Origin of the sequence: Boseongicola aestuarii, assembly GCF_900184815.1 — a bacterium.
Taxonomy (GTDB): domain Bacteria; phylum Pseudomonadota; class Alphaproteobacteria; order Rhodobacterales; family Rhodobacteraceae; genus Boseongicola; species Boseongicola aestuarii.
In genome coordinates, this window is the sequence record NZ_FXXQ01000011.1 from 59,349 (window position 1) to 81,595 (window position 22,247).

23 protein-coding genes are annotated in these 22,247 nt (G+C 56.9%); 6 read left to right on the top strand and 17 right to left on the bottom strand.

Annotated features, from left to right (window positions below; translation table 11 throughout):
- Window positions 1-275 precede the first annotated feature (275 nt).
- Window positions 276-2,204, bottom strand: a complete 1,929-nt coding sequence (locus BOA8489_RS15130) for a cation:proton antiporter domain-containing protein (RefSeq protein ID WP_093975146.1) — start codon at window positions 2,202-2,204, stop codon at window positions 276-278.
- A gap of 190 nt (window positions 2,205-2,394) precedes the next feature.
- Here BOA8489_RS15130 and BOA8489_RS15135 point away from each other — a divergent pair, with 190 nt between their 5' ends.
- A complete protein-coding gene (locus BOA8489_RS15135) occupies window positions 2,395-2,739 on the top strand; it encodes a hypothetical protein (RefSeq protein WP_093975147.1) in 345 nt (114 codons plus the stop codon).
- Between the two features lie 9 nt (window positions 2,740-2,748).
- A complete protein-coding gene (locus tag BOA8489_RS15140; RefSeq protein ID WP_093975148.1) occupies window positions 2,749-3,549 on the top strand; it encodes a DUF2145 domain-containing protein in 801 nt (266 codons plus the stop codon).
- 168 nt (window positions 3,550-3,717) lie between these two features.
- On the opposite strand, the gene BOA8489_RS15145 is transcribed toward BOA8489_RS15140, so the two are convergent.
- The 4 genes from BOA8489_RS15145 to pip form a co-directional block, all read right to left on the bottom strand.
- Window positions 3,718-4,932, bottom strand: a complete 1,215-nt coding sequence (locus BOA8489_RS15145; RefSeq protein ID WP_093975149.1) for an MFS transporter — start codon at window positions 4,930-4,932, stop codon at window positions 3,718-3,720.
- Window positions 4,922-5,380, bottom strand: coding sequence for a MarR family winged helix-turn-helix transcriptional regulator (locus BOA8489_RS15150; RefSeq protein ID WP_176440330.1), 459 nt, complete (start codon window positions 5,378-5,380; stop codon window positions 4,922-4,924). Before BOA8489_RS15150 ends, BOA8489_RS15145 begins: the two co-directional genes overlap by 11 nt.
- Before the next feature lie 197 nt (window positions 5,381-5,577).
- A complete protein-coding gene (locus BOA8489_RS15155; RefSeq protein WP_093975151.1) occupies window positions 5,578-6,213 on the bottom strand; it encodes a CAP domain-containing protein in 636 nt (211 codons plus the stop codon).
- Window positions 6,214-6,346: 133 nt separating this feature from the next.
- Entirely contained in the window at window positions 6,347-7,321 is a 975-nt protein-coding gene (pip, locus tag BOA8489_RS15160) for a prolyl aminopeptidase (protein WP_093975152.1), read from the bottom strand.
- Between the two features lie 75 nt (window positions 7,322-7,396).
- Here pip and ubiG point away from each other — a divergent pair, with 75 nt between their 5' ends.
- Window positions 7,397-8,140, top strand: a complete 744-nt coding sequence (gene ubiG / locus BOA8489_RS15165; protein WP_093975153.1) for a bifunctional 2-polyprenyl-6-hydroxyphenol methylase/3-demethylubiquinol 3-O-methyltransferase UbiG — start codon at window positions 7,397-7,399, stop codon at window positions 8,138-8,140.
- Here the strand turns inward: ubiG and BOA8489_RS15170 are convergent.
- The 4 genes from BOA8489_RS15170 to BOA8489_RS15185 are packed head-to-tail and all read right to left on the bottom strand — an operon-like array spanning window position 8,115 to window position 10,427.
- Entirely contained in the window at window positions 8,115-8,588 is a 474-nt protein-coding gene (locus BOA8489_RS15170; protein ID WP_093975154.1) for a MarR family winged helix-turn-helix transcriptional regulator, read from the bottom strand. The two genes, ubiG and BOA8489_RS15170, sit on opposite strands and share 26 nt — an antisense overlap.
- Entirely contained in the window at window positions 8,585-9,418 is an 834-nt protein-coding gene (locus BOA8489_RS15175) for a carbon-nitrogen hydrolase family protein (protein WP_093975250.1), read from the bottom strand. The genes BOA8489_RS15170 and BOA8489_RS15175 overlap by 4 nt, the downstream gene beginning before the upstream one ends.
- A 4-nt stretch (window positions 9,419-9,422) precedes the next feature.
- Complete coding sequence (grxC, locus tag BOA8489_RS15180; protein WP_093975251.1) at window positions 9,423-9,680, bottom strand: glutaredoxin 3; 258 nt, start codon at window positions 9,678-9,680, stop codon at window positions 9,423-9,425.
- 30 nt (window positions 9,681-9,710) lie between these two features.
- Window positions 9,711-10,427, bottom strand: coding sequence for a ComF family protein (locus BOA8489_RS15185; protein WP_306345767.1), 717 nt, complete (start codon window positions 10,425-10,427; stop codon window positions 9,711-9,713).
- 217 nt (window positions 10,428-10,644) lie between these two features.
- On the opposite strand from BOA8489_RS15185, the gene BOA8489_RS15190 reads away from it, so the two are divergent.
- Both BOA8489_RS15190 and hemH read left to right on the top strand, forming a co-directional pair.
- Window positions 10,645-11,301, top strand: a complete 657-nt coding sequence (locus tag BOA8489_RS15190) for a methyltransferase domain-containing protein (RefSeq protein ID WP_306345768.1) — start codon at window positions 10,645-10,647, stop codon at window positions 11,299-11,301.
- Between the two features lie 116 nt (window positions 11,302-11,417).
- On the top strand, window positions 11,418-12,455 hold the full coding sequence (gene hemH, locus BOA8489_RS15195) for a ferrochelatase (RefSeq protein ID WP_176440336.1): 1,038 nt from the start codon (window positions 11,418-11,420) through the stop codon (window positions 12,453-12,455).
- Between the two features lie 136 nt (window positions 12,456-12,591).
- Here the strand turns inward: hemH and BOA8489_RS15200 are convergent, their stop codons facing one another.
- Window positions 12,592-13,176: a L,D-transpeptidase gene (locus BOA8489_RS15200; protein WP_093975157.1), complete on the bottom strand. Its 585-nt coding sequence runs from the start codon at window positions 13,174-13,176 to the stop codon at window positions 12,592-12,594.
- A 126-nt stretch (window positions 13,177-13,302) separates the two neighbouring features.
- Here BOA8489_RS15200 and dalA point away from each other — a divergent pair, with 126 nt between their 5' ends.
- Entirely contained in the window at window positions 13,303-13,869 is a 567-nt protein-coding gene (gene dalA, locus BOA8489_RS15205; protein ID WP_370807268.1) for a divisome-associated lipoprotein DalA, read from the top strand.
- Here dalA and BOA8489_RS15210 read toward each other — a convergent pair.
- The 7 genes from BOA8489_RS15210 to hslO form a co-directional block, all read right to left on the bottom strand.
- Window positions 13,862-14,359, bottom strand: coding sequence for a L,D-transpeptidase family protein (locus tag BOA8489_RS15210; protein ID WP_093975159.1), 498 nt, complete (start codon window positions 14,357-14,359; stop codon window positions 13,862-13,864). The genes dalA and BOA8489_RS15210 overlap by 8 nt on opposite strands.
- Before the next feature lie 66 nt (window positions 14,360-14,425).
- The gene (locus BOA8489_RS15215) at window positions 14,426-15,643 is read right to left on the bottom strand and encodes a class I SAM-dependent RNA methyltransferase (RefSeq protein ID WP_093975160.1); all 1,218 of its coding nucleotides are present in this window, start codon (window positions 15,641-15,643) and stop codon (window positions 14,426-14,428) included.
- On the bottom strand, window positions 15,644-17,482 hold the full coding sequence (locus tag BOA8489_RS15220; RefSeq protein ID WP_093975161.1) for an ABC transporter ATP-binding protein: 1,839 nt from the start codon (window positions 17,480-17,482) through the stop codon (window positions 15,644-15,646). It abuts the gene before it with no gap.
- On the bottom strand, window positions 17,479-19,326 hold the full coding sequence (locus tag BOA8489_RS15225) for an ABC transporter ATP-binding protein (protein WP_093975162.1): 1,848 nt from the start codon (window positions 19,324-19,326) through the stop codon (window positions 17,479-17,481). Before BOA8489_RS15225 ends, BOA8489_RS15220 begins: the two co-directional genes overlap by 4 nt.
- A 165-nt stretch (window positions 19,327-19,491) precedes the next feature.
- Complete coding sequence (locus BOA8489_RS15230; RefSeq protein ID WP_093975163.1) at window positions 19,492-20,661, bottom strand: CCA tRNA nucleotidyltransferase; 1,170 nt, start codon at window positions 20,659-20,661, stop codon at window positions 19,492-19,494.
- Complete coding sequence (locus tag BOA8489_RS15235) at window positions 20,648-21,256, bottom strand: CoA pyrophosphatase (RefSeq protein WP_093975164.1); 609 nt, start codon at window positions 21,254-21,256, stop codon at window positions 20,648-20,650. Before BOA8489_RS15235 ends, BOA8489_RS15230 begins: the two co-directional genes overlap by 14 nt.
- Window positions 21,246-22,235, bottom strand: coding sequence for an Hsp33 family molecular chaperone HslO (hslO, locus tag BOA8489_RS15240; RefSeq protein ID WP_093975165.1), 990 nt, complete (start codon window positions 22,233-22,235; stop codon window positions 21,246-21,248). The genes BOA8489_RS15235 and hslO overlap by 11 nt, the downstream gene beginning before the upstream one ends.
- Window positions 22,236-22,247: the final 12 nt, after the last annotated feature.

The following is a 22,247-nucleotide window of genomic DNA, read 5'->3' on the forward strand; positions in this document are numbered from 1 at the left end:
GCTGGAAATCATGGCAAGCCTTCTTGTCTTGCAAAAAGTTGGGGACACAGGCCACAGCCGAGGATGTGGAAACACAGGAGCAACCCGAACTGTTCCCCAGACCGGTTTGCGATGTGCTTCAAGGGTATTTTTTCGGTCGCCTTGCGGTTTTGGAATGCGGACAACAGGCTGGCACCATCGGTGGCATGGCACCCAAAAAGGCGGGTACCGCAAACCGTTAGGGTTTTTCGAAACGGCAAAGGGTCACTATGTCAGGCCTTGAGCGCGCTTACCTTTCAGTCTTTTTCCAACTCTACGGCACCCGCTCCGTCCCGGACTGCCTTCACCTGCGTCGCCAATTCAAGTAGCCAGCTTTCGCGGATCTTTAGCACCGCCGCGATATAGGCTGCGTTTTCGGCTGGGGGAGTTTCAAGATCAAACACATCCGCCAGAGCAATCATTGAGCGACGATCGTTCTCGTTAAAGATATCCGCCATCCTTTCGGCACGGTCTTTGGGAACTCCCATGGCTTCGTAGGCCGATCGCCCGATGCGCACGGCACTGTCATACGTCTCTCGGATGATATCGCGGCAACCGACGGCCCAAAGGTGATAGACATGATGGCGCGTGCGGGCGCGGGCAATCACGTGCAGGTCTGGATAGTTCGCGATCGCATACTTCGTCAGTTCGGTGATCTTGTGTTCGTCATCGATGACGATCACCAAAATCTTGGCTTTCGCAATGCCGGCAGCCGCCAAAAGGTCGGGACGCGTCGCATCGCCATAATAGGCACTGCCTCCGAATTTGCGCAAATTGTCGATTTGCTGCGAGCTGTAGTCAATCACTGTGGTCGTATAACCAGCAGCCTCCATCATCCGATCGATCACCGTACCCATGCGCCCGTATCCTGCAATGATCACATTTCCTTGCTCTTCGATCGTATCCTCCTCGCGATCAGCAGCGGCTCGGACATAGCGCGGTGCGATCACGCGGTCGTAAAGAATGAACAGCGCGGGCGTCAGAACCATCGACAGCGCAATCACCAGCAAAAGCTGATCCGCAACAGTCTGAGGAATCACGGAACTGGCAACAGTGAAACTGAGCAGGACAAATCCAAACTCCCCTGCCTGTGCGATGCCGAGCGCCAGAAGCCACCTGTCAGAGCCGCGCAAGCCGAAAATCGTGGCCAGAACGAACAGGATACCACCTTTGATCACCATCAGGCCAACGGTCATCGCGATCACCAATGCAAGGCTTTCGAACAGCAGGCCAAAGTCAATGCCCGCGCCGACAGTCATGAAGAACAGTCCCAGCAAAAGTCCCCGAAAGGGATCGATGTCGGATTCCAACTCGTGCCGATATTCGCTGTTCGCAAGAACAACACCCGCCAAGAACGTTCCCAAAGCAGGTGAAAGGCCCACCAGGCTCATCAAGAGAGCAATGCCGACCACGCCCATCAGGGCAGCGGCGACAAAAATCTCGCGCAGCCCTGCAAGCGCGATGAATCGAAAGAGCGGTCGCGTCAGATAGTTGCCGCCCAGAATAACCGTGGCAATGGCTGCCAGGTTGACCAGAGCCGTCTGCCAACCGTTCAATCCACTTACAAGGCTCAAGGACGATTTGTGGTCTTCGTCACCATGAGCATCTTGGGAGGCATGAATTTCCGTCGTTCCATGCCCATCCACTAAGGCCGATGCTGTGTCCATCAGGTCCGGCATGGCCAAAAGTGGGATCAGCGCAAGGATCGGGATCACCGCGATATCCTGAGCCAGCAGCACCGAAAAGCTCGCCTCGCCGCCATCCGACTTCATCAGCCCCTTCTCGTTCAGCGTTTGCAAAACGATCGCCGTCGATGACAGAGCCAGCACCAAACCCATCGCCAAGGCAATCGTCCAAGCCTGCCCGAACATCATTGCAACACCCATTACAGCAACCGTGGAAAGCAATACCTGACCTCCGCCCAGCCCAAAAAGCTGACGGCGCATTCCCCACAGATGCTTCGGCTCTAGCTCCAGCCCAACCAGAAACAGCATCATGACCACGCCGAATTCCGCAAAATGCTGGATCGACACGACATCCACGTGCAGCACCGCAAGCAGCGGCGAGATCAATATCCCCGCAATCAGATACCCAAGCACCGACCCAAGACCAAGGCGCGAGGCAATCGGCACCGAGACCACGCCCGCGACCAGAAAAATAAAGGCAAGCAAAAGAAAGTCGGTCATGAGATATCCCCTCGCCGGAGAACAGCCCCGACCTCTAATCCCACCGTCAAAGCAGAAGCCGCTGACGTCAAGAACTCCAACTAAGTCAACGGCGCCGAAAATATTTTTGAACAATGTTCATATTTGCTATTGACGCATCGCATTCGCCCCCCTACCTATTGTGAACGCTGTTCATGAAAGGAGTGAACCAATGCTGAAATCAACTTTGACACTTTCCGCCATCGCGCTTGCCGCCACAGCAGCTCTTGCCTCAACGCCCGCTGAAGCCGGCGCGTCCGGCCAACACTCGGCCGCCGCATCGGAACACGCAGGCGCCGCTTCGGCTCATGGCTCAGCCGCGGTCGGCACCAGCGTTTCCACCGCCATCGCGGTTCCGGTCATTGCCGCGGGCTCGGTGCTTTACGTGACGGGAGCCGCACTTGAATCCGTCGGCGATACCGTCATCGGCGCAGGCTCAGACCTCGCCAATTCCTCGGCAACCCCTCTCATAATCGACATACATACCGCGCCAAATCGCGCCCCGGCGCTCGATTAAGTAACTGAAATGAAACGCTTATCAGCTCTCATTTTCGCCGCCATGGTCGCGCTTTTGCCTACCATGGCCCCGGCGGGCAGCAGTGAAGCCACCGAGGCCATTCTGCCCGCCGATCAAGTCGCGACATTCTCTAATCGCGTCCAAAAAGACCTTGCCGCCCGTGGCGCGCATGTCGCAATCGTGGCCCGCATGGGCCGCGACCCCTCAACGCTGCCCAAAGGAATCAACTACACCCACGTCGCCTATTGGGTTTACTCGGAAATCACCGACCAGAACGGCGGTAAGAGTTATGGCTACCGTGCCTATAACCTCTACCAACTCGGAGACGATCAGACAAAAAGTCGGCTGATCCAGGACACCCCGGCTGACTTCTTCGCCGGCGCACAAAAACTCGATGCCGGAATCATCATTCCGGACCGCCGCCTGCAACAGAAACTGCTGAGCGTCATCGCCAGCCCGACCTACAGCGCGCTTCACAACGCCAACTACGCGGTGCTTGCGAACCCTTCGAACAAACGCTTCCAGAACTGTACCGAACACACGCTCGATGTGATGATGGCGGCGCTTTATGACACCTCGGACCGCAGCCAGATCAAGGCCAACATCAACGCGCACTTCGACGCGCAGGAGATCAGGATCAGCGGTATGAAACGCACGTTCGGGCCACTGGCCTCCGGCGCACTATCCACTTCGGACCACGGCGCAAAGATCAAAACCGCGACTTTCGGTTCGATCTCACGGTTCATGAAGGAATTCGACCTGGCCGAGAAAGTCTACAGGATCACACCGGAAGCAAGCTATCGCTTCTGATGTGCGGGCCCTGCCTCCGTCATCCCCCGAGGCAGGGCCCCAGAAATCGTCTCTAACACAGGCGTAAACTGGCCAGATGGTAAACCATTTCAGGCGACAGATAGAGCTGGAACAACGCGAAAAGCACGCCCAGCGCACCCAGCAGATAAATGAATTGCACTGTCCGCGTCATGCAACTTTCCCCTCGGGTCGCTCGGATATGGGCCAGTTCAAAGCTGCTGCCAGAACGCTCAAACCAATCGCCACTCCCCAAGCCATATCATAGTTGCCGGTGCGGTCATACAACCAGCCACCCATCCAGCCGCCCGCGAACGACCCGAGCTGATGCGCGAAAAAGACTATTCCGCCCAGCATCGACATATGCTTCACGCCCCATACGCTCGCCACCGTCCCGTTCGTCAAAGGCACCGTCGACAACCAGAACAGACCCATCAAGGCACCAAAGATATACGCCGATACGGCCGTGACCGGCATCAGCACAAAGCCCGCAATCAGCGCACCCCGCGCAAGGTAAATCCAGCTCAGCAACATCGGTTTGCGCATCCGACCGCCCCAAAGCCCGGCCAGATAGCTGCCAAGAATATTCACCAACCCGATCAGGGCCAGCACCACCGTCGCGACCGAAACATCAACGCCTTCATCAGCCAGAAACGCGGGCAGATGGACCGCGATGAACACCACCTGAAAGCCACAGGCGAAAAATCCCAGCGACAACAACCAGAAGTCCCGGTTGCCAAAAGCGCCCGACAGCGCATCACGGACGGTCGTTGTGTCGGGCAGAGCCGCACCGCTCTTTGGCGCATCCGGCCGACGAATACCCAACGCCAATGGCACCATCAAAAGCGCGCACCCCGCCAAAGCCACAAGTGCGCCATCCCATTCCAGAAATCCAATGGCTCCCAGCGTCAGTGGCAACAAGGCGAACTGCCCGAAGGATCCGACCGACATGGTGATCCCCATTGCCATCGATCTCTGTTCGGGCGCTACAAGCTTGCTGATCGCCCCGAAGATGACCGGCATTGTCGTTCCCGCCAAACCAAGCCCGATCAAAACACCCGCGCCGAGAACGAACATCGTCTCTCCGGCAACGACGCTCATCAACCAAAGGCCAAGCGCGTAAAGGACTCCGCCCGTCATGATCATGACTTTTGCCCCGAACCGGTCTGCCAGCATCCCGGCAAAGGGCTGCGCCATCCCCCACACAAGGTTTTGCAGCGCAATGGAAAACGCAAACGTCTCACGCCCCCAGCCTTGCTCAATGGATATAGGCTGAAGGAAAAGTCCAAATCCGTGGCGGATTCCGAGAGAGAATAGCAGGATCAGAGCCCCGCAAGCCAACGCGACGCCCGCGCCGTTCCATTTGGAGGTGGTTTCAGTTTTCATAAAGAGAAGCCTTCGCGGCGTCAGAGTGCGAGAGTTCCGAGATATTTCGCAGAGTTTCAATCAGATGGTCCGTTTCCGGACCAAGCAGGGCCTGCATGTCGGCCTGCGCCTTTTGCCAAAGCGGCAAGGCCAGAGCCAGCGTGCGAATACCTTCGGAGGTCAGGAACAAGTCCTTGCTGCGCTCGTCGTCGCTGGTTGTCATCGCAACCAGACCTTGCCGCTCCAGCACCCGGACGTTTCGCCCCAACGTACTGCGGTCCAGCCCCATGCGTTTCGCCAGTATCGTCAGAGTGGCGTTCGGGGTGCGCTGAATTTGGCGCAGCAAGCGGAACATTGTCACTTTCAGACCCGAGGGCTTCAGTCGCGCGTCATAGAACTCGGTTCCGGCAAGGGCCGCGGTGCGCAGGTTGGTGCAGATACAATCGACTGTCTCCATATTTACGGGCATATACCCGTGCATAGGTTCAGGCAAGCGAATTGGCGCCAACAGTTAAGATCGCAGTAAGAATTATCACCGAGCGATGCGCCGTTGCGGATTCCTGGCCAAGTCAGAACGGTCGCACCGACGCAATACAGACGTGAAACCGACGTCATACCGACGTTGGGATTTCAGGTCTTCGGTGCGTTAACCAACCGCGTTGCGGTCTAGCCGATAAAGTTCTGCGTCAGCCAATACTGCCCGCAGTACTGGGCCCGCGGATCGAAGGCGACAGCTGTCGTCGTCTCGCGGACGCGCTTATCTAGGATATTCTTGCGGTGCCCCGGTGAGTTCATCCAAAGCGTCACCACATGACGGGCAAGACTGGCATATGAATGCGCCGGAAGCGGTTGACCATCGTTCGTGCGGAACTGGCAAGCATTTGAATCGACTATCTTAAATCGACGGTTGTCGATCTGATAGCGATGCACCATTCCGATGTTTTCTGACCCTGTCCGAAACCGGACACCGGCCTTTTTGACACGCTGGGTCAACGTCGCCGCACCTGCAACAGTGCTTTTGTGGGTCAACTGCTGCGTGCGCGCCATCCATTTCGAGTGCTTTTCCGCTTCACGCGAAAGGCGGGCGCTTGCATCCGTTACCAAACTTAGGCCCGCGCGACACCGATGGAAATTGACCTCCACCCGGATCGCCTGATCCAAAAGAGACTGATCAATCCGCGTCTGCGGCACCACCGTATTCGCAGCCTTCGCAGGCACATTCCGCGAGCAGGCCTCTGAAGCGTTCGCCACAACGCAAGACAGCGCGATTCCGGTAACAACAGCAGCAATCGTGGATCTCATTCGCAGGTCCTCGTCCCTGCCCCCACCGCGACCTTCCAAGGGAAATGAGGCCAAAGCGAGGCAACCTGCCGACGATCGTTTGGAATTTGTTCAGGAAAATGAGTCTTGCGACCGAAATCCGCTTCCGGAGACGCTAGTGCCCGCGGCGCAGCGCATCCATGGTTCGCACCAGTTCGGCACTGATGCCCGGTTCGGAAAGTGCGTGTCCGGCCCTTGGAACAAAGGACAGTCTGGAACGAGGCCAGGCTTCATGAAGTCGGTGGGCGGACAGTGGTGGACAGATCATATCGTACCGCCCCTGCACAATCGTTCCGGGGACGCCTGCCAAGGCTTCAAGGTTCTTCTCAATCCAGCCATCATATTCGAGGAACCCGGCATTCGAGAAATAATGATTCTCCAGACGTGCAAAAGCGCGCGCATATTCCGCAGGACTGTCACCGCCGGGACCATCGTTGGCGATGGACGCCAGCGTGTTCTCCCAGCTGGCCCAAGCCCGTGCAAATCTTGTCTCCATCGCCAGATCGCCCGAAAACAAACGTCTGTTGTAGGCCTGAATGAAGTCGCCACGTTCGTCTTCAGGGATAATTTCAGTGAACCTCGACCACACGTCCGGCCAGAAAGCACCTGCACCGCCCCCATAGAACCAATCAAGCTCGCGCCTGGTCATCAGGAAGACACCGCGCAAAACCAGATGCGCAACGCGCTCGGGATGGGTGATTGCATAGACCAATCCCAGCGTTGCTCCCCAGCTTCCTCCGAACACGACCCATTGGTTGATCTCGAGTTTTTCGCGGATATGTTCGATATCACGCACCAGGTGCCATGTGGTGTTGTGGGTCACGCTTGCGTGCGGACGGGATCGCCCACAGCCTCGCTGATCAAACAAAACAATGCGATAGTGCGTCGGATCGAAATAGCGCCGCATCGCGGGAGAGCACCCCCCACCGGGGCCTCCGTGAAGCACAACAACCGGGATGCCATGTGGATTGCCGCATTGTTCGACATAGACACGGTGGCCGTCGCCGACATCCATCATACGCTGATCGAAAGGGTCGATCGGCGGATAGAGGAATTGTGACGCACTTTTTTTGTCTGCAACTCGGTCCATGTCAGTCCTATATAACGCGAAATCCTGGCAATCTATGTCAGGAACGACAGAATTTTTGAAAGGTGTCTAACGCTTATGGCGAATTTGAACACGATCGATGCTTCGGAAATCGAAAAGTTTCAGGCAATGGCGGCAGAATGGTGGGACCCCGACGGGAAATTCAAACCACTCCATATGCTGAATCCTTGTCGGTTGAGCTATATCACGTCGCAAATAGCGGCCGAGTTCGGGCGTGATCTAACAACACCCCATCCGTTCAAGGGATTGCGGATCCTCGATATTGGCTGTGGCGGAGGCTTGTTGTCTGAACCGATGGCCCGCCTTGGCGCGACGGTCGTTGGAGCAGATGCCGCCGAGCGGAATATTCCCGTGGCGCGTGTTCATGCAGAGCAACAAGGGCTGGACATCGATTATCGCCACACATCCGCAGAGGCCCTCGTGGAAGCGGGTGAGACTTTTGATGCCGTCTTGAACATGGAGGTCGTTGAGCATGTGTCCGACCCACTGGCATTTCTGTCAGCCTGTCACGATCTGCTGAAACCCGGCGGTCTGATGACTTGCTCAACGATCAACCGAAACGCCAAGAGCTATGCAATGGCGATTATCGGGGCCGAGCACATCATGCGGTGGCTGCCGAAAGGAACACATGAATGGTCAAAATTCATCACGCCAGATGAGCTTTACGAGCTGCTTTCTAAGGCGGGTCTGGACCCCGTGGACCGCAAAGGATTTGTTTTCAATCCAATCAGTTGGTCATGGCGATTGAGTGAGCGCGACCTAAGCGTAAACTACGTTACGGCGTCCGTTCGTCCTTCTTGAGCGGTTCGTCAAAACGTTTTCGAATTTCGCGCAAGACTGGCAAGGTCTGCCGGACGTTCTCCGCTCCGGCAGCCGAAACCGCGTCATTCAGTATCGGCGCGATTGCCGCAAGGGCGGTGTCTCGCGCACTTTTGCCTGCGGGGCTGATCGCTACAAATTTACGCCGCGCATCGTCCCAATCCGGGCGAACGTGAACATACCCCGCTGCCTCGAGTCGGCTTATCGTGTTTGTCATTGCTCCACGCGTCACGTGAAAGGAGCGGGCCAATTGTGCTGGCGTCCGCTCGGAGCCGCTTCTTGAAAGGTGGTTGAGAACGGAAAAGTGGCTGAGCTCCATGCCTTTCGGCAGAACTTTTGCAAGACGTCCACGCGCAAGCTGGTCAGCCATGAACAGTTCGCTGAAGAGCGCGATAGCCAACGGGTCGCCTTTGTCACTGCTTTCGCTCATTTCACCGGTCCGTAGGGTCTGTCGTGCGACAGGCTTGGTAGTCTTGCGCGCACATCATCAACCGCAGCGAGATTTAGATCAACCATTGTGATCCCGGTCAAATCGCCGCCATCAGCCAGCACGCGGCCCCATGGGTCGACCGCAAGTGAGTGGCCGTAAGTCTTGCGCCCACGACCTTCGGAGGCAGAATGGGTTCCGCACTGTGCTGGCGCCAGGACGAAGGAGCCGGTTTCTATCGCCCGGGCACGCAAGAGGATTTCCCAGTGCGCCGCCCCGGTTTCCGGCGAAAATGCAGATGGTACCGTCAAGATGGCGGCTCCCGCTTGCGCAAGATCACGAAAGAGCCTTGGGAACCGCAAGTCGTAGCAAATCGTCATGCCAAGTCCGATTCCGTCCATATCGGCAAGCGCTGCCTTGTTCCCAGGACGGTAGCCGTCACTTTCCCGATAGGTTTCGGTTGCGCTAATCGAAACGTCGAACATGTGGATTTTGTCATAGCGGGCGACGATTTCTCCACGCGGATTGATGAGGAAGGATCGGTTCACGAAGCGCCCATCGCCACCGTTGTCCTTCAGCGCAAGCGAGCCAATGAGAAGCCAGATGTCATGTTCGAGGGCAGATTCTCGAAGTCCTGAAAGCGTGATGTCTTCGTTCTCTGTCTGCAGCACCGAAGCTTGATGACGACGCGACATGGAAACGCAATTGGTCACTTCCGGCGTCAAGACAAAAGCCGCGCTCTTTGACGCGGCCTCGGCCACCAAACCCTTGACGGTCGACAGATTTTCCTCGGGGCAATCCGAGCTTGTTGTTTGTATGAGACCTACGCGCAATACATCAGGCCGCAATAAGCGGATCAAGTTTGCCCGAGCGTTCCAAGGCATAGAGTTCGTCGCACCCACCCACATGGGTTTCACCGATGAAAATCTGGGGCACGGTATGGCGGCCGTTGGCACGGGCGAGCATTTCCTGACGGCGCTGAGGGTCGCGTGCGACATCGATCTCGGCAAACGAAACGCCTTTGGACGTCAAGAGACGTTTGGCTGCGTGGCAGAAGCCACAGAGCGGAGAGGTATAGATTTCAACGTTCTTCAAGATCATGCCTCCTTCTGGCTTGGTCTTCATTTAGGGGGTCTTGGCTACTCTTGCCAGCACCAGAACGGAAATCTGTGAAGCCCCTGCCGCAGAGCAAGCGTGCGCCGATGCAGACAGGGTTGCTCCGGAAGTCATGACATCGTCGATCAGGCAAACACTACGACCCTCAAGAAGACCAGGGCGATTGGTCGCTGGCACGATGGATTCTTCGACATTTCGATATCGGGCATCAACACCCATGCCGTCTTGCGGCTTGGTTCTGGAGGTTCTGATCAGCGCGTCGAGGGCCATATCGAGGTCGCAGAGCTTCGCAACAACCTTAGCGAGTTCAGCCGATTGATTGTATCGCCGTCTGAGAAGGCGGCTCCAATGCAGGGGGACGGGCACGAGAATTGTGTCATTGCTCAGAATATCCGAACCGGCGCGAGCCAACCAGCGGCCAGCGACGGGGACAAGATCGCTGCGGTCACCGTGTTTGAGACCCAACACCACGCGGCGCCCGGCATCACGATATGAAACGGCCGCTCGGCCCTTGCTCCAGGGACGCGGAATTGCGATGCAGTCGTCACAATGGTCGGACACTCCATCGGTTTCTCCAACAAGATCTGCGCCGCAAAGATCGCAGGAATGGCCTGTTTGAAACGGCATGTCTCGCCAGCATGCCCCGCAAAGCGCGCCCTGCCCATCGACCAGTTCCGAGCACAGGGCGCACTGATCCGGATAGATCATTCCCAAAGCGCGTTGCATTAATGACATTCTGCCCCTACCTCGTTTGTTGATGATCGACGCGCCGCGCCTTACCGATAGAAATGCTCTTGCGTTACACCGTGCTCGCGCAGCACGGAGGCCGGAGTTTTTCCTGCTGAACGAAGTTGCCGCTGACCTGGAAGAAAGGCTCTCTGAGGTTAATAAAACGTTCACTAAGACCGCAATAGTCGGAGGTCTGCGCGGGCCATTCGAAGCGATGTTGCAAGATGCAGTAAGCGTTTCGGACGATGAGCCGCTTGGCTTGGGTCGCGCGGCGCACGATCTGGTGGTCCATACAATGGCGCTTCACTGGGCGGATGATCCGGTTGGTCAACTTGTACAGTCGCGGTTGGCGCTGGAACCGGACGGTTTGTTTGTGGCGGTGTTCTTTGGGGGTCAAACCCTGCATGAGCTGAGAACCTCTTTGGCTCAGGCTGAGTCGCTGGTGACAGGAGGGCTATCTCCCCGAGTGCTGCCGATGGGGGACCTGCGCGATCTTGGCGGATTATTGCAGCGGGCCGGGTTTGCGCTTCCGGTGGCGGACAATCGCACGACTACTGTTCGCTACAGGAAACTGGCGGATCTTGTGCGGGATTTGCGCGGCATGGGAGAGACGAATGCTCTTTCGAGCCGGCACCGTAGCCTTGGCAACAAGCGCCTTTTTGCGGAAGCCGAGGGGCAGTACCGAACCCATTTCTCCGACGACGATGGATACTTGCTTGCAACATTCGAGGTTGTCTTTCTGACAGGATGGGCACCGGACGAAAGGCAGCCGAAACCGCTGCGACCGGGATCGGCGACCAAGCGGTTGTCGGATGCCTTAGGCACGACAGAGCTGCCAACCGGAGATCGGGTCGAGCCGCCAAAAAGTTGACCTGCGAGTTAATCCGGTTATCTGGCCTTCCGCGGCAGACTATGATCTGAGGACCTCTTAAAATGTTTGACGACAAATTGATGCAGGACGGTGCTTTGGCCAAAGATACACCTCAGATGAGCAACCCACATTTACCAGCAGACCACCCGCCCGTGGCGAACGAGAAAATCGGTGTTCTGATCGCGAACCTTGGAACGCCCGACGGGTATGACTACTGGTCAATGCGGCGCTATCTGAACGAGTTCCTCTCCGATCGCCGCGTAATCGACTATAGTCCCTGGATTTGGCAGCCGCTTTTGCAGGCGGTTATCCTGACCAAAAGACCGTTCTCCAGTGGTGCAGCCTATAAATCGATATGGAACGAGGAGCAGGGCGAAAGCCCGCTTATGACGATCACGAAAGCACAGACCAAGAAGATCAGCGAAGCGATGGCTGAACGCTATGGTGACGATGTTATTGTCGACTTCTGCATGCGCTATGGAAACCCGTCGACAAGATCTAAGGTCCGCATAATGGCCGAGCGTGGATGCCGTAAGATATTGTTTTTTCCTCTTTATCCGCAATATGCCGGCGCGACGACGGCAACTGCAAACGACGAGTTTTTCCGGTCGCTCATCACTGAGAAATGGCAGCCGCCAGTTCGAACGGTGCCGTCCTATTTCGATCGCCCATCCTACATTGACGCTCTGGCTCAGTCGGTCGAGCGCGCCTACGGCGTGATGGAAACCAAGCCGGATATTTTGGTGTGTTCATATCATGGCGTGCCGCAACGCTATCTGATGGAGGGTGATCCCTATCATTGCCAGTGTCAAAAAACGACGCGCCTCTTGCGCGAGCGTCTGGGCTGGGACAAGTCCGAGATCGTCACAACGTTCCAAAGCCGGTTCGGCCCCGAGGAATGGTTGCAGCCCTACACGGTGGAAGAGGTCGCGCGACTGGCAGAGGGCGGGAAAAAGCGAATCGCAGTTATTGCGCCCGCATTTTCCGCCGACTGCATCGAAACTCTGGAAGAGATCAACGAAGAGATTCGCGAAAGTTTTGAAGAGGCTGGCGGGGAAAACTTCACATATATTCCGTGCCTCAACGATGACGATGCGCATATCGCAGCGCTTTCGGAGGCCATCTCGGATAACTTGAAGGGCTGGATCGAGTAAGCGCTGCTTGTTCAGCTTGGCGCCACCACGCCAAGGTTGGGCATGGTGGGCATCAAGTACGAGTACGCATCGCTCAAAGTAAAACATCCCGCCTGTTTGGCAGGATGTTAAAAAAGTTCAGATATTTCGAAATGCGTTAGATTAGCAAGACCTGCGTGCCGACGTTCGCCAGCTCATACAGCTCGGTGATGTGTTCGTTGTAGAGCCCGATACAGCCATTTGAAGACCGCCGCCCGATCTTGCGCGTGTCGTGCGTTCCGTGGATGCGGTAATATGTCCAGGTAAGGTGCAACGCACGAATGCCCAGCGGGTTGTCCGGGCCAGGAGGCATGTAGTCCGGCCAATCCGGATTGCGTTCCTTCATCGCGGGCGTTGGCCGCCAATCTGGCTCGGGGTCTTTCAAAACAACTTTCGTACGCCCGCGTCGTGTCAGGTCTTCGCTAAGCGGAACAGATGTCGGGTACAATTTGTATACGGAACCGCTTTCATCCCAGTAGTGCAGCGCACGGGATGTGATGTCGACAAGGATGGCCCCGTTGCGCAGGTTGTCAAAGTAAGGCTGCCACTGCAGCGACCGAAAGCTGGACGCATTGCGCCTTACCGTTTGGCCACCCAATTCGGAACCGTCGACGGACTGCGCGATTGCAGGGGCGGCCAGAACGGAAACGCCAGACGCAAGGAAGGCGCGTCGGTTGAAATTCGAATTCGAAAAATCAGTCATTGAAGGTCTCGCTCAAGGCAATGATCGGGCGAACAATAAAGATCATTTGCACCACCTTCAATTCACAGCGGCGTTAGTTAGCCGATACTGTGACACTTACGTTTGAACCGAGCGGAAGTTCGCTGTATGGCGGTAAAAAATGTCCAGAGGCCCGAGAATATGATCCGAACGCTTTTTGCTCTTACGATGGCACTTTTTGTTGCCGCATGCGCGACGCCTGCGCCACAGATCGGGCCGGACGGGAAGCCAATTCCCCAGCTTTACGTGATCGATGAACGTGACACGGCGGACATTCAGTTTCGCGTATTGGACGGAGTGAACGCGCTTCGTAGCGCATCCGGCGCCGGACAGGTGCGCCTGTCCTCTGAACTGAATGCGGCGGCGGCGACACATTCACGTGATATGTCAGTGCAGAACCGTCCGTGGCACTTTGGGTCAGACGGGTCCAGTCCGCTTGATCGCGCAGCCAGAGTTGGTTTTACGGGCACATTGCTCGGCGAAAATATTTCTGAATCCTATGAGTCCGAACTGGAAACGCTGTCGGCGTGGATGGAACAGCCCGATACGCGCAATGTCATTCTGGACCCTCGCGCAACTGATCTTGGTTTTGCATGGTTCCAAGAACCAAACGGCAAGATCTGGTGGACGATGGTTGTTGGCGCCGGAAATGCCGCAGGGCTTCCTGCTACTTGAAGATCGAGATGATCGTACCGGTGCGAACCATCGCATAGACTTCTTCGATTTCTTTGTTGGTGACCGCGATGCAGCCCCAGGTCCAGTCGGGTTTGAGCTTACTCACCAAAGTTCCTTCGCCATGGATGAAGATGTCTCCGCCCGGCTCTTTGCCAAGCGCCTTGGCATCGGCCACGTCGCGTTGGTTTGGATAGCTGATCCCAAGTGAGAGATGGAAACGACTGTCAGGGTTGCGCCGGTCGATGCGGTAGTGCCCCTCGGGCGTTTTTCCGTCGCCTTCGATCTTCTTGTCGCCCGTAGGTTCGAATCCAAGGGCTATTTCATAGGATTTGAGTGCTCTGTTGCCGTGCAACAGATACATCTTGCGCTTTTCCTTGAGAACAACGACGCGGGTCACTTCTGGACCGTTGTACGTCTGAAACTTCGATGCACAGGCGGAGAGGGCTGTCGCCAGAAAGCCGAAAAGCGCGAAACGTCGTGTGAATTGCATGGTCTTGGCCCGAGCCTGTTGCCTCAAAATCCGTATACCGCATTGCAAACACTTCGTGAATCCCCCTCACACAAGAGTCAGCCCTGCAGCTATTTCGATATGTGTGGACCAGCGGAACTGGTCGACGATATCGATCCAATCGAGCTTGTAGCCTGAATTCGTTAAAATTGCGGCATCCTGCGCAAAGGTGACGGGGTTGCAGGACACCGAGGCGATTCGTTGCACTTGTGCAGCGGCGATCTCCGACATCTGCGCTTCGGCTCCGGCACGCGGCGGATCGATGACAATCGCGTCATAGTGCTTGAGTTCGTCAGGCGTGAGGGGGCGGCGAAACAAATCGCGTCGCTCGGTTGTCACGCGTTTGCAGCCCTTGGAATGACGCCAGCCTGCGTCCAGAGCGCCCAGAAGCGACTGCTCACTTTCGACGGCATGAACTTCCGCCCCAAGCGACAATGGAAGAGCAAAGGTGCCGCATCCGGCAAACAGATCCAGAACCTTTCTGGCGTCACCTAAGGCATCCTGAACTGACGCAAGCAGCGCGGCCTCGCCTTCCGCGGTTGCTTGCAGGAAAGCGCCCGGCGGGATCGGAACCGGCGCCGTGCCCATCTGCAATACCGGCGCTACACGTTGGATTATCACATCGTCATCCCAGCTGATCCTGGCGAAACCAGCCGCGTTTGCGATGTCTATCAGTCTCGCCTGCATGGCATTTTCCAGCGGCTTGCCAGCACTTACCAAAACGTCGAGTCCGGTGTCGGTGTCCGTCACGGAAAGACGCAACGCGCTTTTGCGCGAGGCCGCGAGAGATGTAATTTCTTCAAGCGCAGGGAGCGCCGCAAGAAGCGCGGGGCGCATGACCTGGCAATCCGGAACTGCGATCAAAGTATCGCTTGCCGGGCCGTGAAATCCGACAAGAGCCCCTTTCTTGGTTCGTCGACCCGTCAACGTTGCGCGCCGGCGGGATGCTGTAGGAGAGGTGTGCAGGTTCCTGATCGGGGCCTTGAGACCGACGGCTTCCAACGCGCGCGAGACAACGTCCTTTTGCCAGTCCACCACAAAGCCGTCAGAGGCATGCTGCAAGGCGCATCCTCCGCAGGACTTGTAATGGCGGCATTTCGGCGAAATGCGATCAAGGGACGGCGTGACGATTCTCGGCGCTGTCAGGCGCGACCCTTCAAGCGTGCCCTCGACAGTTTCACCTGGCAAAGTGCGCGCCACATACACAGGGCCACTGGCGATTCCGTCCCCGTGAAGCCCAAGTCGCTCAATCGTGACGGTCGTCATTTATTCTGCTGCCTCGCGGACCCCGATAAAGCCACCGGACTGACGATGCCAGAAACGCGCATAAAGGCCACCTGCATCAAGCAATTCTTCATGAGCACCCTCTTCGACAATTCGTCCATCGTCCAGAACGACAATGCGATCCATTCTGGCAATAGTCGAAAGCCGGTGCGCAATCGCAAGGACCGTCTTGCCTTCCATGACCTGGTCGAGTGCAGATTGGATTGACGCCTCAACTTCTGAGTCAAGCGCGCTGGTCGCCTCGTCCAGCACAAGGATTGGGGCGTCCTTGAGGAAGGCGCGCGCCAATGCAATGCGCTGCCTCTGGCCGCCGGACAATTTCACCCCGCGCTCACCCAAATGCGCATCGTATCCGGTCCGGCCCTTGTGATCCTGCAGTTCGAGGATGAATTCGTGGGCCTCGGCACGGCGCGCGGCGGCTTCAATGTCAGCGTCGCTGGCGCCGGGGTTGCCGTAGAGAATATTGTCACGCGCCGCGCGGTTAAACATGGCGGTTTCCTGCGTGACCATGCCGATCTGGCGCCGCAAACTCTCTTGCGTCACTTCGCGCACATCGTGCCCGCCAACCAGAACACGGCCCATTTCCGTGTCATAGAGCCTGAGGAGAAGTGAAACGAGTGTTGATTTTCCGGCACCGGAAGCACCCACTATCCCGAGCTTCTCGCCCGCATTCACTTTCAGATCGATTCTTTCGACACCACCATTTTGACGGCCATAAGCGAAACTGACGTCTTTGAATTCAATAGTCGGTTCAATCTCGGAAATCGCTTTTGCGTCCGCTCTGTCGACAAGCGTTCGCCGCGGGGTCAGCGTCCGCATTCCGTCTTCGACCTCGCCAATATTTGCATAGATCATCATCAGCACATGGCTGACCCACCCAGTCATCTGTGCAATCCGAATGGAAATGGCCCCCGCCGCAGCGATATCACCGGCACTGGCGGCACCGTTGCTCCAAAACCAGAGCGTCCCGCCAATCAATAGCACCGGCACCATTCCCGCAACCGCCATTAAGCAGAAGCGGAAGGCCGCTGAGATAACGCCGTAATCCAGGGCGCGTTCACGGAAGCTTCTGACGGCCTCGGTTGCTGCGGTCTCCTCGTGCGCGTCGTGCGCGAAGAGTTTGACCGTTTTGACGTTGGTGATGGTATCGACGATCTGCCCGGTGACCATCGCGCGTGCATTTGCGCGTGCCTTCGAACGAAGGCGAATGCGCGGCATGAACCAGCGGATCATCAAGAGATACAGGAACAGCCAAAGGCACAACGCAAGAGCCATCCAACCATTGATGGTGGTGAGCAAGACTGCCGAAGCAACGAGCGATGCGATTGCGAAAAACAATACGTTGATAACTTCGCCTGCGACATCCGTCAAAGCGCGCGCAGTTTGCATCTGTTTTTGCGCGATGCGACCCGCAAAGTCGTTGTCAAAGAACGTCACTGCCTGTCCAAGCGTCCAGCGATGCAGTCTAGTCAGAACGAGCGGGTTGAGGTTCGGCAAAACAACGACCGAGTTTGCCATGGAGGAGAGGCCGAAAAACAGAGGCCGCGCGATGACGAAAAATCCGAGAACCAGCAGAACCAGCCCCCAGTTGGCCGTGAAAAACGATTCGGGGTCGGACCCAATGGCTGTATCAATCACATAGCCAAGCAATATAGCGGACATGACTTCAAGCGTGCCCGCAGCGGCGGAAATCACACCGGCAATCAGAAGGATCGGGAAAGACCCGGCGAGCGCCCAGCGAAAGAATGCGCCAAGTGTGCTTGGGGGGTCGCCATCTGCGGGCTGGAAGGCATCTATCAGATCACCTGCGCGACGTATCATTCTGCTGCCTCGGTTTCGGTATCAATGAAGCCGCCCGATTGCCGGCTCCAGAACCGTGAATATAGGCCGCCCTGCGCCAAAAGCTCGCTATGAGTTCCCTGCTCGACGATATGACCGTCGTCCAGCACAAGAATTCGATCCATCTGCGCGATTGTCGACAGCCGGTGAGCAATGGCAATCACCGTCTTACCCGCCATCATTCCATAAAGGGTGTTCTGAATTTCGGCTTCAACTTCAGAGTCGAGGGCGCTTGTCGCTTCATCGAGCACCAGGATAGGCGCGTTTTTCAGAATGACGCGCGCCAAGGCGATCCTTTGTCGCTGCCCGCCAGACAGCTTGACACCGCGCTCGCCGACATGAGCATCATAGCCTGTGCGCCCTTCAGGATCCTCAAGATCAAGGATAAATTCGTGCGCTTCAGCACGGCGCGCGGCTTTGGTCATCTCTGCCTCGCTCGAGTCCGGGCGCCCGTAGAGAATGTTATCGCGCACCGAACGGTGAAGAAGCGAGCTGTCTTGCTGAACCATGCCGATCTGGGCCCGCAGGCTATCTTGCAGGACTTTTGTGATATCCTGGTCATCGATTGTGATCGTCCCACCATCGGGATCGTAAAACCGCAGAAGCAGCTTCACGAGAGTCGACTTGCCCGCGCCGGACCGCCCGATGAGTCCGATCTTTTCGCCTGGGCTAATAGTGAGGTCGATCTTGTCGAGCCCTCCCGAGCCTTTGCCATAGTGGTGTGAAAGGGCTGACATTTTGATACGCCCTTCGGTCAACTTCAGCGGTGCCGCATCAGGCGCATCGACAAGCGTGATGGGCTGGGCAATCGTTTCCATTCCTTCCGCCACGACGCCAAGATTTCGAAAAAACGACGACAACGACCACATGATCCAACCTGTCATCGCGTTCAATCGAAGGACCAGGGCCGACGCCAGAGCCACGACGCCGATGGACGCCGCACCAGTTGACCAAAGCCAGATACCCCACCCCACCACAGCGACAATCAAAAAGCCGTTTATCAGTGTGAGAAATACATCCATCACTGTATAGAGCCGCATTTCCCGCTGAAAGGTGACGCGGGAGTATTCGATCGCGTCTTGCGCATATGAACGCTCGGCTTCTGTATGAGCGAACATCTTGACGGAATGAATGTTGGTATAACTGTCAACGACGCGTCCGGTGACCGCGCTGCGCGCATCGGAAGCCGCTTTGCTGGCCGGGCCGACACGCAGGATGACCCAACGCACCAGCAGGAGATACAGGATCAGCCAAATGGCCAGCGGAATCATCAGCCGCGGATCGGAGCCTGACAATAGGATGAAAGCGCCGCCAACATACGCGATCGAATAGGCCATTGCGTCGAAGACCTGGAAAACCGCCTCGCCAGCGGCGGGAGGCGTTTGCATGATCCGGTTTGCAATCCGGCCTGCGAAATCATTCTCATACCACCCGACAGACTGGCGCAAGACATGACTGTGCGCGCGCCATCGGATCAGAGTGCCAAAATTCGGCATGATGGCGTTGTTGAGCAAGCCGACATCAATCACTTGGATGAGGGGGCGCACAACAAGCAGAAAAACCCCAATGAGAAGCATTTCCAAGCCGTAGTCGGTCCAGTAGGAACCAGGGTCCGTATCTGCGAGCGTATCGACGAGGTGCCCGAGGTAGGCGATCAGCCAGACCTCGATCAAAGCCCCGAGCATCGTCAGGACACCGGTAATCGCAAAAACCTTCTTGAAGGGCTGACAATAGTCCCAAATAAACGCCCACAGCTTTTGTGGCGGCTGATCAGTGACTGGATAGTCACAATAGGGGTCAACAAGGTTTTCTAGGTATCGAAACATGGCGGGCGCTCCGGGAGGTCGAGCATAATTGCAGTATGAGCGGGTCGGCATGGCGCGTACCCAAAACAGGATCGGACCGGTCAGTTATCCGGGATACAGATCCTGTACATCATAGTGCGCCCTCCTTGTTCGGCATTCCTGTCGTAGCCGATCAAGGCTGGTCTGTCATCCCTCTTTCAAAGCGATGCCGATCAGTGCGTCGCGTGAAAGGAGGAAATTACTTTCGATCCAAGCCTTTTCGGCCCGCCGCAACGCCGCGCCCAGCGCCGGTCCGGCGTGGTGCGCCATCAGGTCTTTGGTTTTCAGTGGAAATTCTGCCGCGGCTGCGTTCCGGATCGACTCTGCGATGCCTCCGGGAAGTTGCTGCTCGCTCAAGGCCTGCCGAATAAGGACCACGCTCCACGCTGTGTCCTTTCCATATCGCCACGCGACTTCAGAAATCGAAACGGTGCCCGAAGCCAGTTCAGTGAGTTGGCTACGCTTCCTGGCGTCCGCGCGTGAGAGCCTCCAACGTTGGTTCGGATCATCCCCGCCCAAAGTCGCAAGGCGGCGCAGGGCATCCGCGGGCTGACCCGCTTCCTTCTCTAGGTGGACCAGTGGCGCGACCCATTGCGTGCTTGCGCCGGGTAAAACCCTCATCAGCGCCCCGGTTACAGCCATCCCTGCCAAAGACGGCGCCGGATCGGGTGTGGCGAGAAGTTTCAGCATTTCGGCGCCAATTCGTTCGCCCGCCAGACCATCAAGTGCAGCCACGTTCTGAGAAATCGCAGATAGCGCATCGGGATCAAGCCGTTCGGACGGATCGCCGTATTGCGCATGAAATCGGAAGAAGCGGAGGCTTCGGAGGGCGTCTTCCTTGATACGTTCGTCCGCGTTTTCAATGAACCGGACACGGTGCGCAAGAAGATCCGGCATGCCTCCAAGCGGATCGTGGACATGGCCGGACGCGTCCGCATAAATAGCGTTCATCGTGAAATCACGGCGGCGCGCGTCTTCTTCCATGTTGTCAGTGAAGGCTACGATCGCGCGCCGTCCATCCGTCTCTACATCGCGGCGGAAAGTCGTCACCTCAAATGGTTTTTCGTCGATAACAACTGTAACCGTGCCGTGATCGAAACCTGTGGGAATAGCCTTCTTTCCGGCACGTTCGGCAAGACGCGTCGTTTCGGCCGGCGTCGCCGAGGTCGCGATGTCGATGTCGTTTACGGGCACGCCCAGAAGTGTGTTCCTGACGCATCCTCCGACAGCAAACGCCTGATGATTGGCGCTCTGTAATATCTCAAATACGCGTTGGGTTTCCGCATTCTTAAGCCAGTCTGCATCAATCCGTTTCATCCGCCATCCGGTCCGCCAAGGCGCAAAGCATACGCGCGGTTGCGCCCCAAATGTAATAGGGTCCCCAAGGGACGGTATAGTACGCGCGCCGGGTCCCACGCCAGCGGCGGGACTGGATTGAGAATCGATCGCGATCGAGAACATGCGCCAGCGGGACTTCAAAGATCTCGGCAACCTCGCCGGGTTCGGGGATAGGCTTGAAAAGCGGATCTACCAGCGCCAGTACCGGAGTGACCTGAAAGCCAGTGACGGTTTCATGCGGCGGCAGGCATCCGATCACGTCAACCATGTCGCTTGGAAGTCCGATTTCTTCCCGCGCTTCACGCAATGCAGCGGCGCTCGGATCTGTGTCGCCGTCGTCGACTTTCCCGCCCGGAAAGGCGATCTGCCCGGGGTGATGCTTCAGCGTTGGCGCGCGCTTTGTAAGCAAAATGACAGAGCCCGTTGGTCTGGACGAGACAGCGGCCAAAACACCTGCTGGGCGCAACCGCCTTTCTGAAGGCAACTTAACGTCAGCGTTCAGATCATAATCCGAAGAGGGCGCGCCAGATTTGGCCAGCGCCCTTTCAAGGCGCCGGCGAATTTCAATTGTCATTTTCGTCCGCTTCGAACCCCAAGGTTTTTGGGTCGAATTCGTAGTGAGCGCCGCAGAACTGGCAATCAGCCGTGACTATTCCTTCTTCCGTCGTCATGTGTGCGATGTCTCGCGCGGAATAGATCGACAAGGACTGGCGCACGCGGTCCGCTGAACACGAGCAGCCAAACTCAATGGGTTGCGCATCAAACACACGGGGTCCGTCCTGGTGGAAAAGGCGAACTAGAAGGTCTGTCGGCTGAACGGTTGGGCCGATCAACTCGATATCCTCGGCCGTTTCGAGAAGGACGTTTACGTGATTCCAGTTTTCGGCGTCGTCGCCGTCGAGCACGTCCGCAGGTGTCAAAAGACCGTCCTCGCCGGAACCCTCGTCTGCGACGGAAAGCGAAGACTTAGGCATTTGTTGCACCATGATGCCACCGGCACGCCAGTGTAAATCCTCGCCAGGGGACTGAGTCTGACCAAAGCTGAGAGCAAATCTTGTTGGCAGTTGCTCAGACTGCGCAAAATATGTCTCTGCGCATGCCGAGAGTGAGCCTCCGGAAATAGGGGTGATCCCCTGATAGGGAATCGTGCCTTCGCCCTGATCAATCAGGATTGCAAAATAGCCTTTTCCAATTTGGCTGAAAGGGTCGGCGGATGTGTCCAGCCGCTCTTTGTCGAAGCTTGCATAGGCGCGTATACGTGCCGGAGCGCCAGCGTCGGTTGGGCCGTAGTAATCCGTTGCGATCAAACGGGCAGGTCCGTCGCCGCGTATTTGGATCGACAGCTTCCAACGCAGCTTTATCGTTTGTCCGATGAGTGCGGTCAGCAATGTGGTTTCAGCCACCAAGGCCTCGATCAACGTGGGATAGTCGTGCTGAGACAGGGCCTGCTGAAGCAGCCCGTCAAGTCGCGCAATACGGCCACGGGTGTCAGTACGATCAAGTTGGAACGGGAGGACTGTATCGTCCCAAGCGATTTTAGAGCCGATATTCATGGGGTTTCCTTG

What these genes read in the sequence shown, in the direction of transcription:
- BOA8489_RS15130 (WP_093975146.1), bottom strand. Translation starts at nt 2,204, where the DNA reads ATGACCGACTTTCTTTTGCTTGCCTTTATTTTTCTGGTCGCGGGCGTG.
- BOA8489_RS15135 (WP_093975147.1), top strand. Translation starts at nt 2,395, where the DNA reads ATGCTGAAATCAACTTTGACACTTTCCGCCATCGCGCTTGCCGCCACA.
- BOA8489_RS15140 (WP_093975148.1), top strand. Translation starts at nt 2,749, where the DNA reads ATGAAACGCTTATCAGCTCTCATTTTCGCCGCCATGGTCGCGCTTTTG.
- BOA8489_RS15145 (WP_093975149.1), bottom strand. Translation starts at nt 4,932, where the DNA reads ATGAAAACTGAAACCACCTCCAAATGGAACGGCGCGGGCGTCGCGTTG.
- BOA8489_RS15150 (WP_176440330.1), bottom strand. Translation starts at nt 5,380, where the DNA reads ATGCCCGTAAATATGGAGACAGTCGATTGTATCTGCACCAACCTGCGC.
- BOA8489_RS15155 (WP_093975151.1), bottom strand. Translation starts at nt 6,213, where the DNA reads ATGAGATCCACGATTGCTGCTGTTGTTACCGGAATCGCGCTGTCTTGC.
- pip (WP_093975152.1), bottom strand. Translation starts at nt 7,321, where the DNA reads ATGGACCGAGTTGCAGACAAAAAAAGTGCGTCACAATTCCTCTATCCG.
- ubiG (WP_093975153.1), top strand. Translation starts at nt 7,397, where the DNA reads ATGGCGAATTTGAACACGATCGATGCTTCGGAAATCGAAAAGTTTCAG.
- BOA8489_RS15170 (WP_093975154.1), bottom strand. Translation starts at nt 8,588, where the DNA reads ATGAGCGAAAGCAGTGACAAAGGCGACCCGTTGGCTATCGCGCTCTTC.
- BOA8489_RS15185 (WP_306345767.1), bottom strand. Translation starts at nt 10,427, where the DNA reads ATGCAACGCGCTTTGGGAATGATCTATCCGGATCAGTGCGCCCTGTGC.
- BOA8489_RS15190 (WP_306345768.1), top strand. Translation starts at nt 10,645, where the DNA reads ATGTTGCAAGATGCAGTAAGCGTTTCGGACGATGAGCCGCTTGGCTTG.
- hemH (WP_176440336.1), top strand. Translation starts at nt 11,418, where the DNA reads ATGAGCAACCCACATTTACCAGCAGACCACCCGCCCGTGGCGAACGAG.
- BOA8489_RS15200 (WP_093975157.1), bottom strand. Translation starts at nt 13,176, where the DNA reads ATGACTGATTTTTCGAATTCGAATTTCAACCGACGCGCCTTCCTTGCG.
- dalA (WP_370807268.1), top strand. Translation starts at nt 13,303, where the DNA reads ATGGCGGTAAAAAATGTCCAGAGGCCCGAGAATATGATCCGAACGCTT.
- BOA8489_RS15210 (WP_093975159.1), bottom strand. Translation starts at nt 14,359, where the DNA reads ATGCAATTCACACGACGTTTCGCGCTTTTCGGCTTTCTGGCGACAGCC.
- BOA8489_RS15215 (WP_093975160.1), bottom strand. Translation starts at nt 15,643, where the DNA reads ATGACGACCGTCACGATTGAGCGACTTGGGCTTCACGGGGACGGAATC.
- BOA8489_RS15220 (WP_093975161.1), bottom strand. Translation starts at nt 17,482, where the DNA reads ATGATACGTCGCGCAGGTGATCTGATAGATGCCTTCCAGCCCGCAGAT.
- BOA8489_RS15225 (WP_093975162.1), bottom strand. Translation starts at nt 19,326, where the DNA reads ATGTTTCGATACCTAGAAAACCTTGTTGACCCCTATTGTGACTATCCA.
- BOA8489_RS15230 (WP_093975163.1), bottom strand. Translation starts at nt 20,661, where the DNA reads ATGAAACGGATTGATGCAGACTGGCTTAAGAATGCGGAAACCCAACGC.
- BOA8489_RS15235 (WP_093975164.1), bottom strand. Translation starts at nt 21,256, where the DNA reads ATGACAATTGAAATTCGCCGGCGCCTTGAAAGGGCGCTGGCCAAATCT.
- hslO (WP_093975165.1), bottom strand. Translation starts at nt 22,235, where the DNA reads ATGAATATCGGCTCTAAAATCGCTTGGGACGATACAGTCCTCCCGTTC.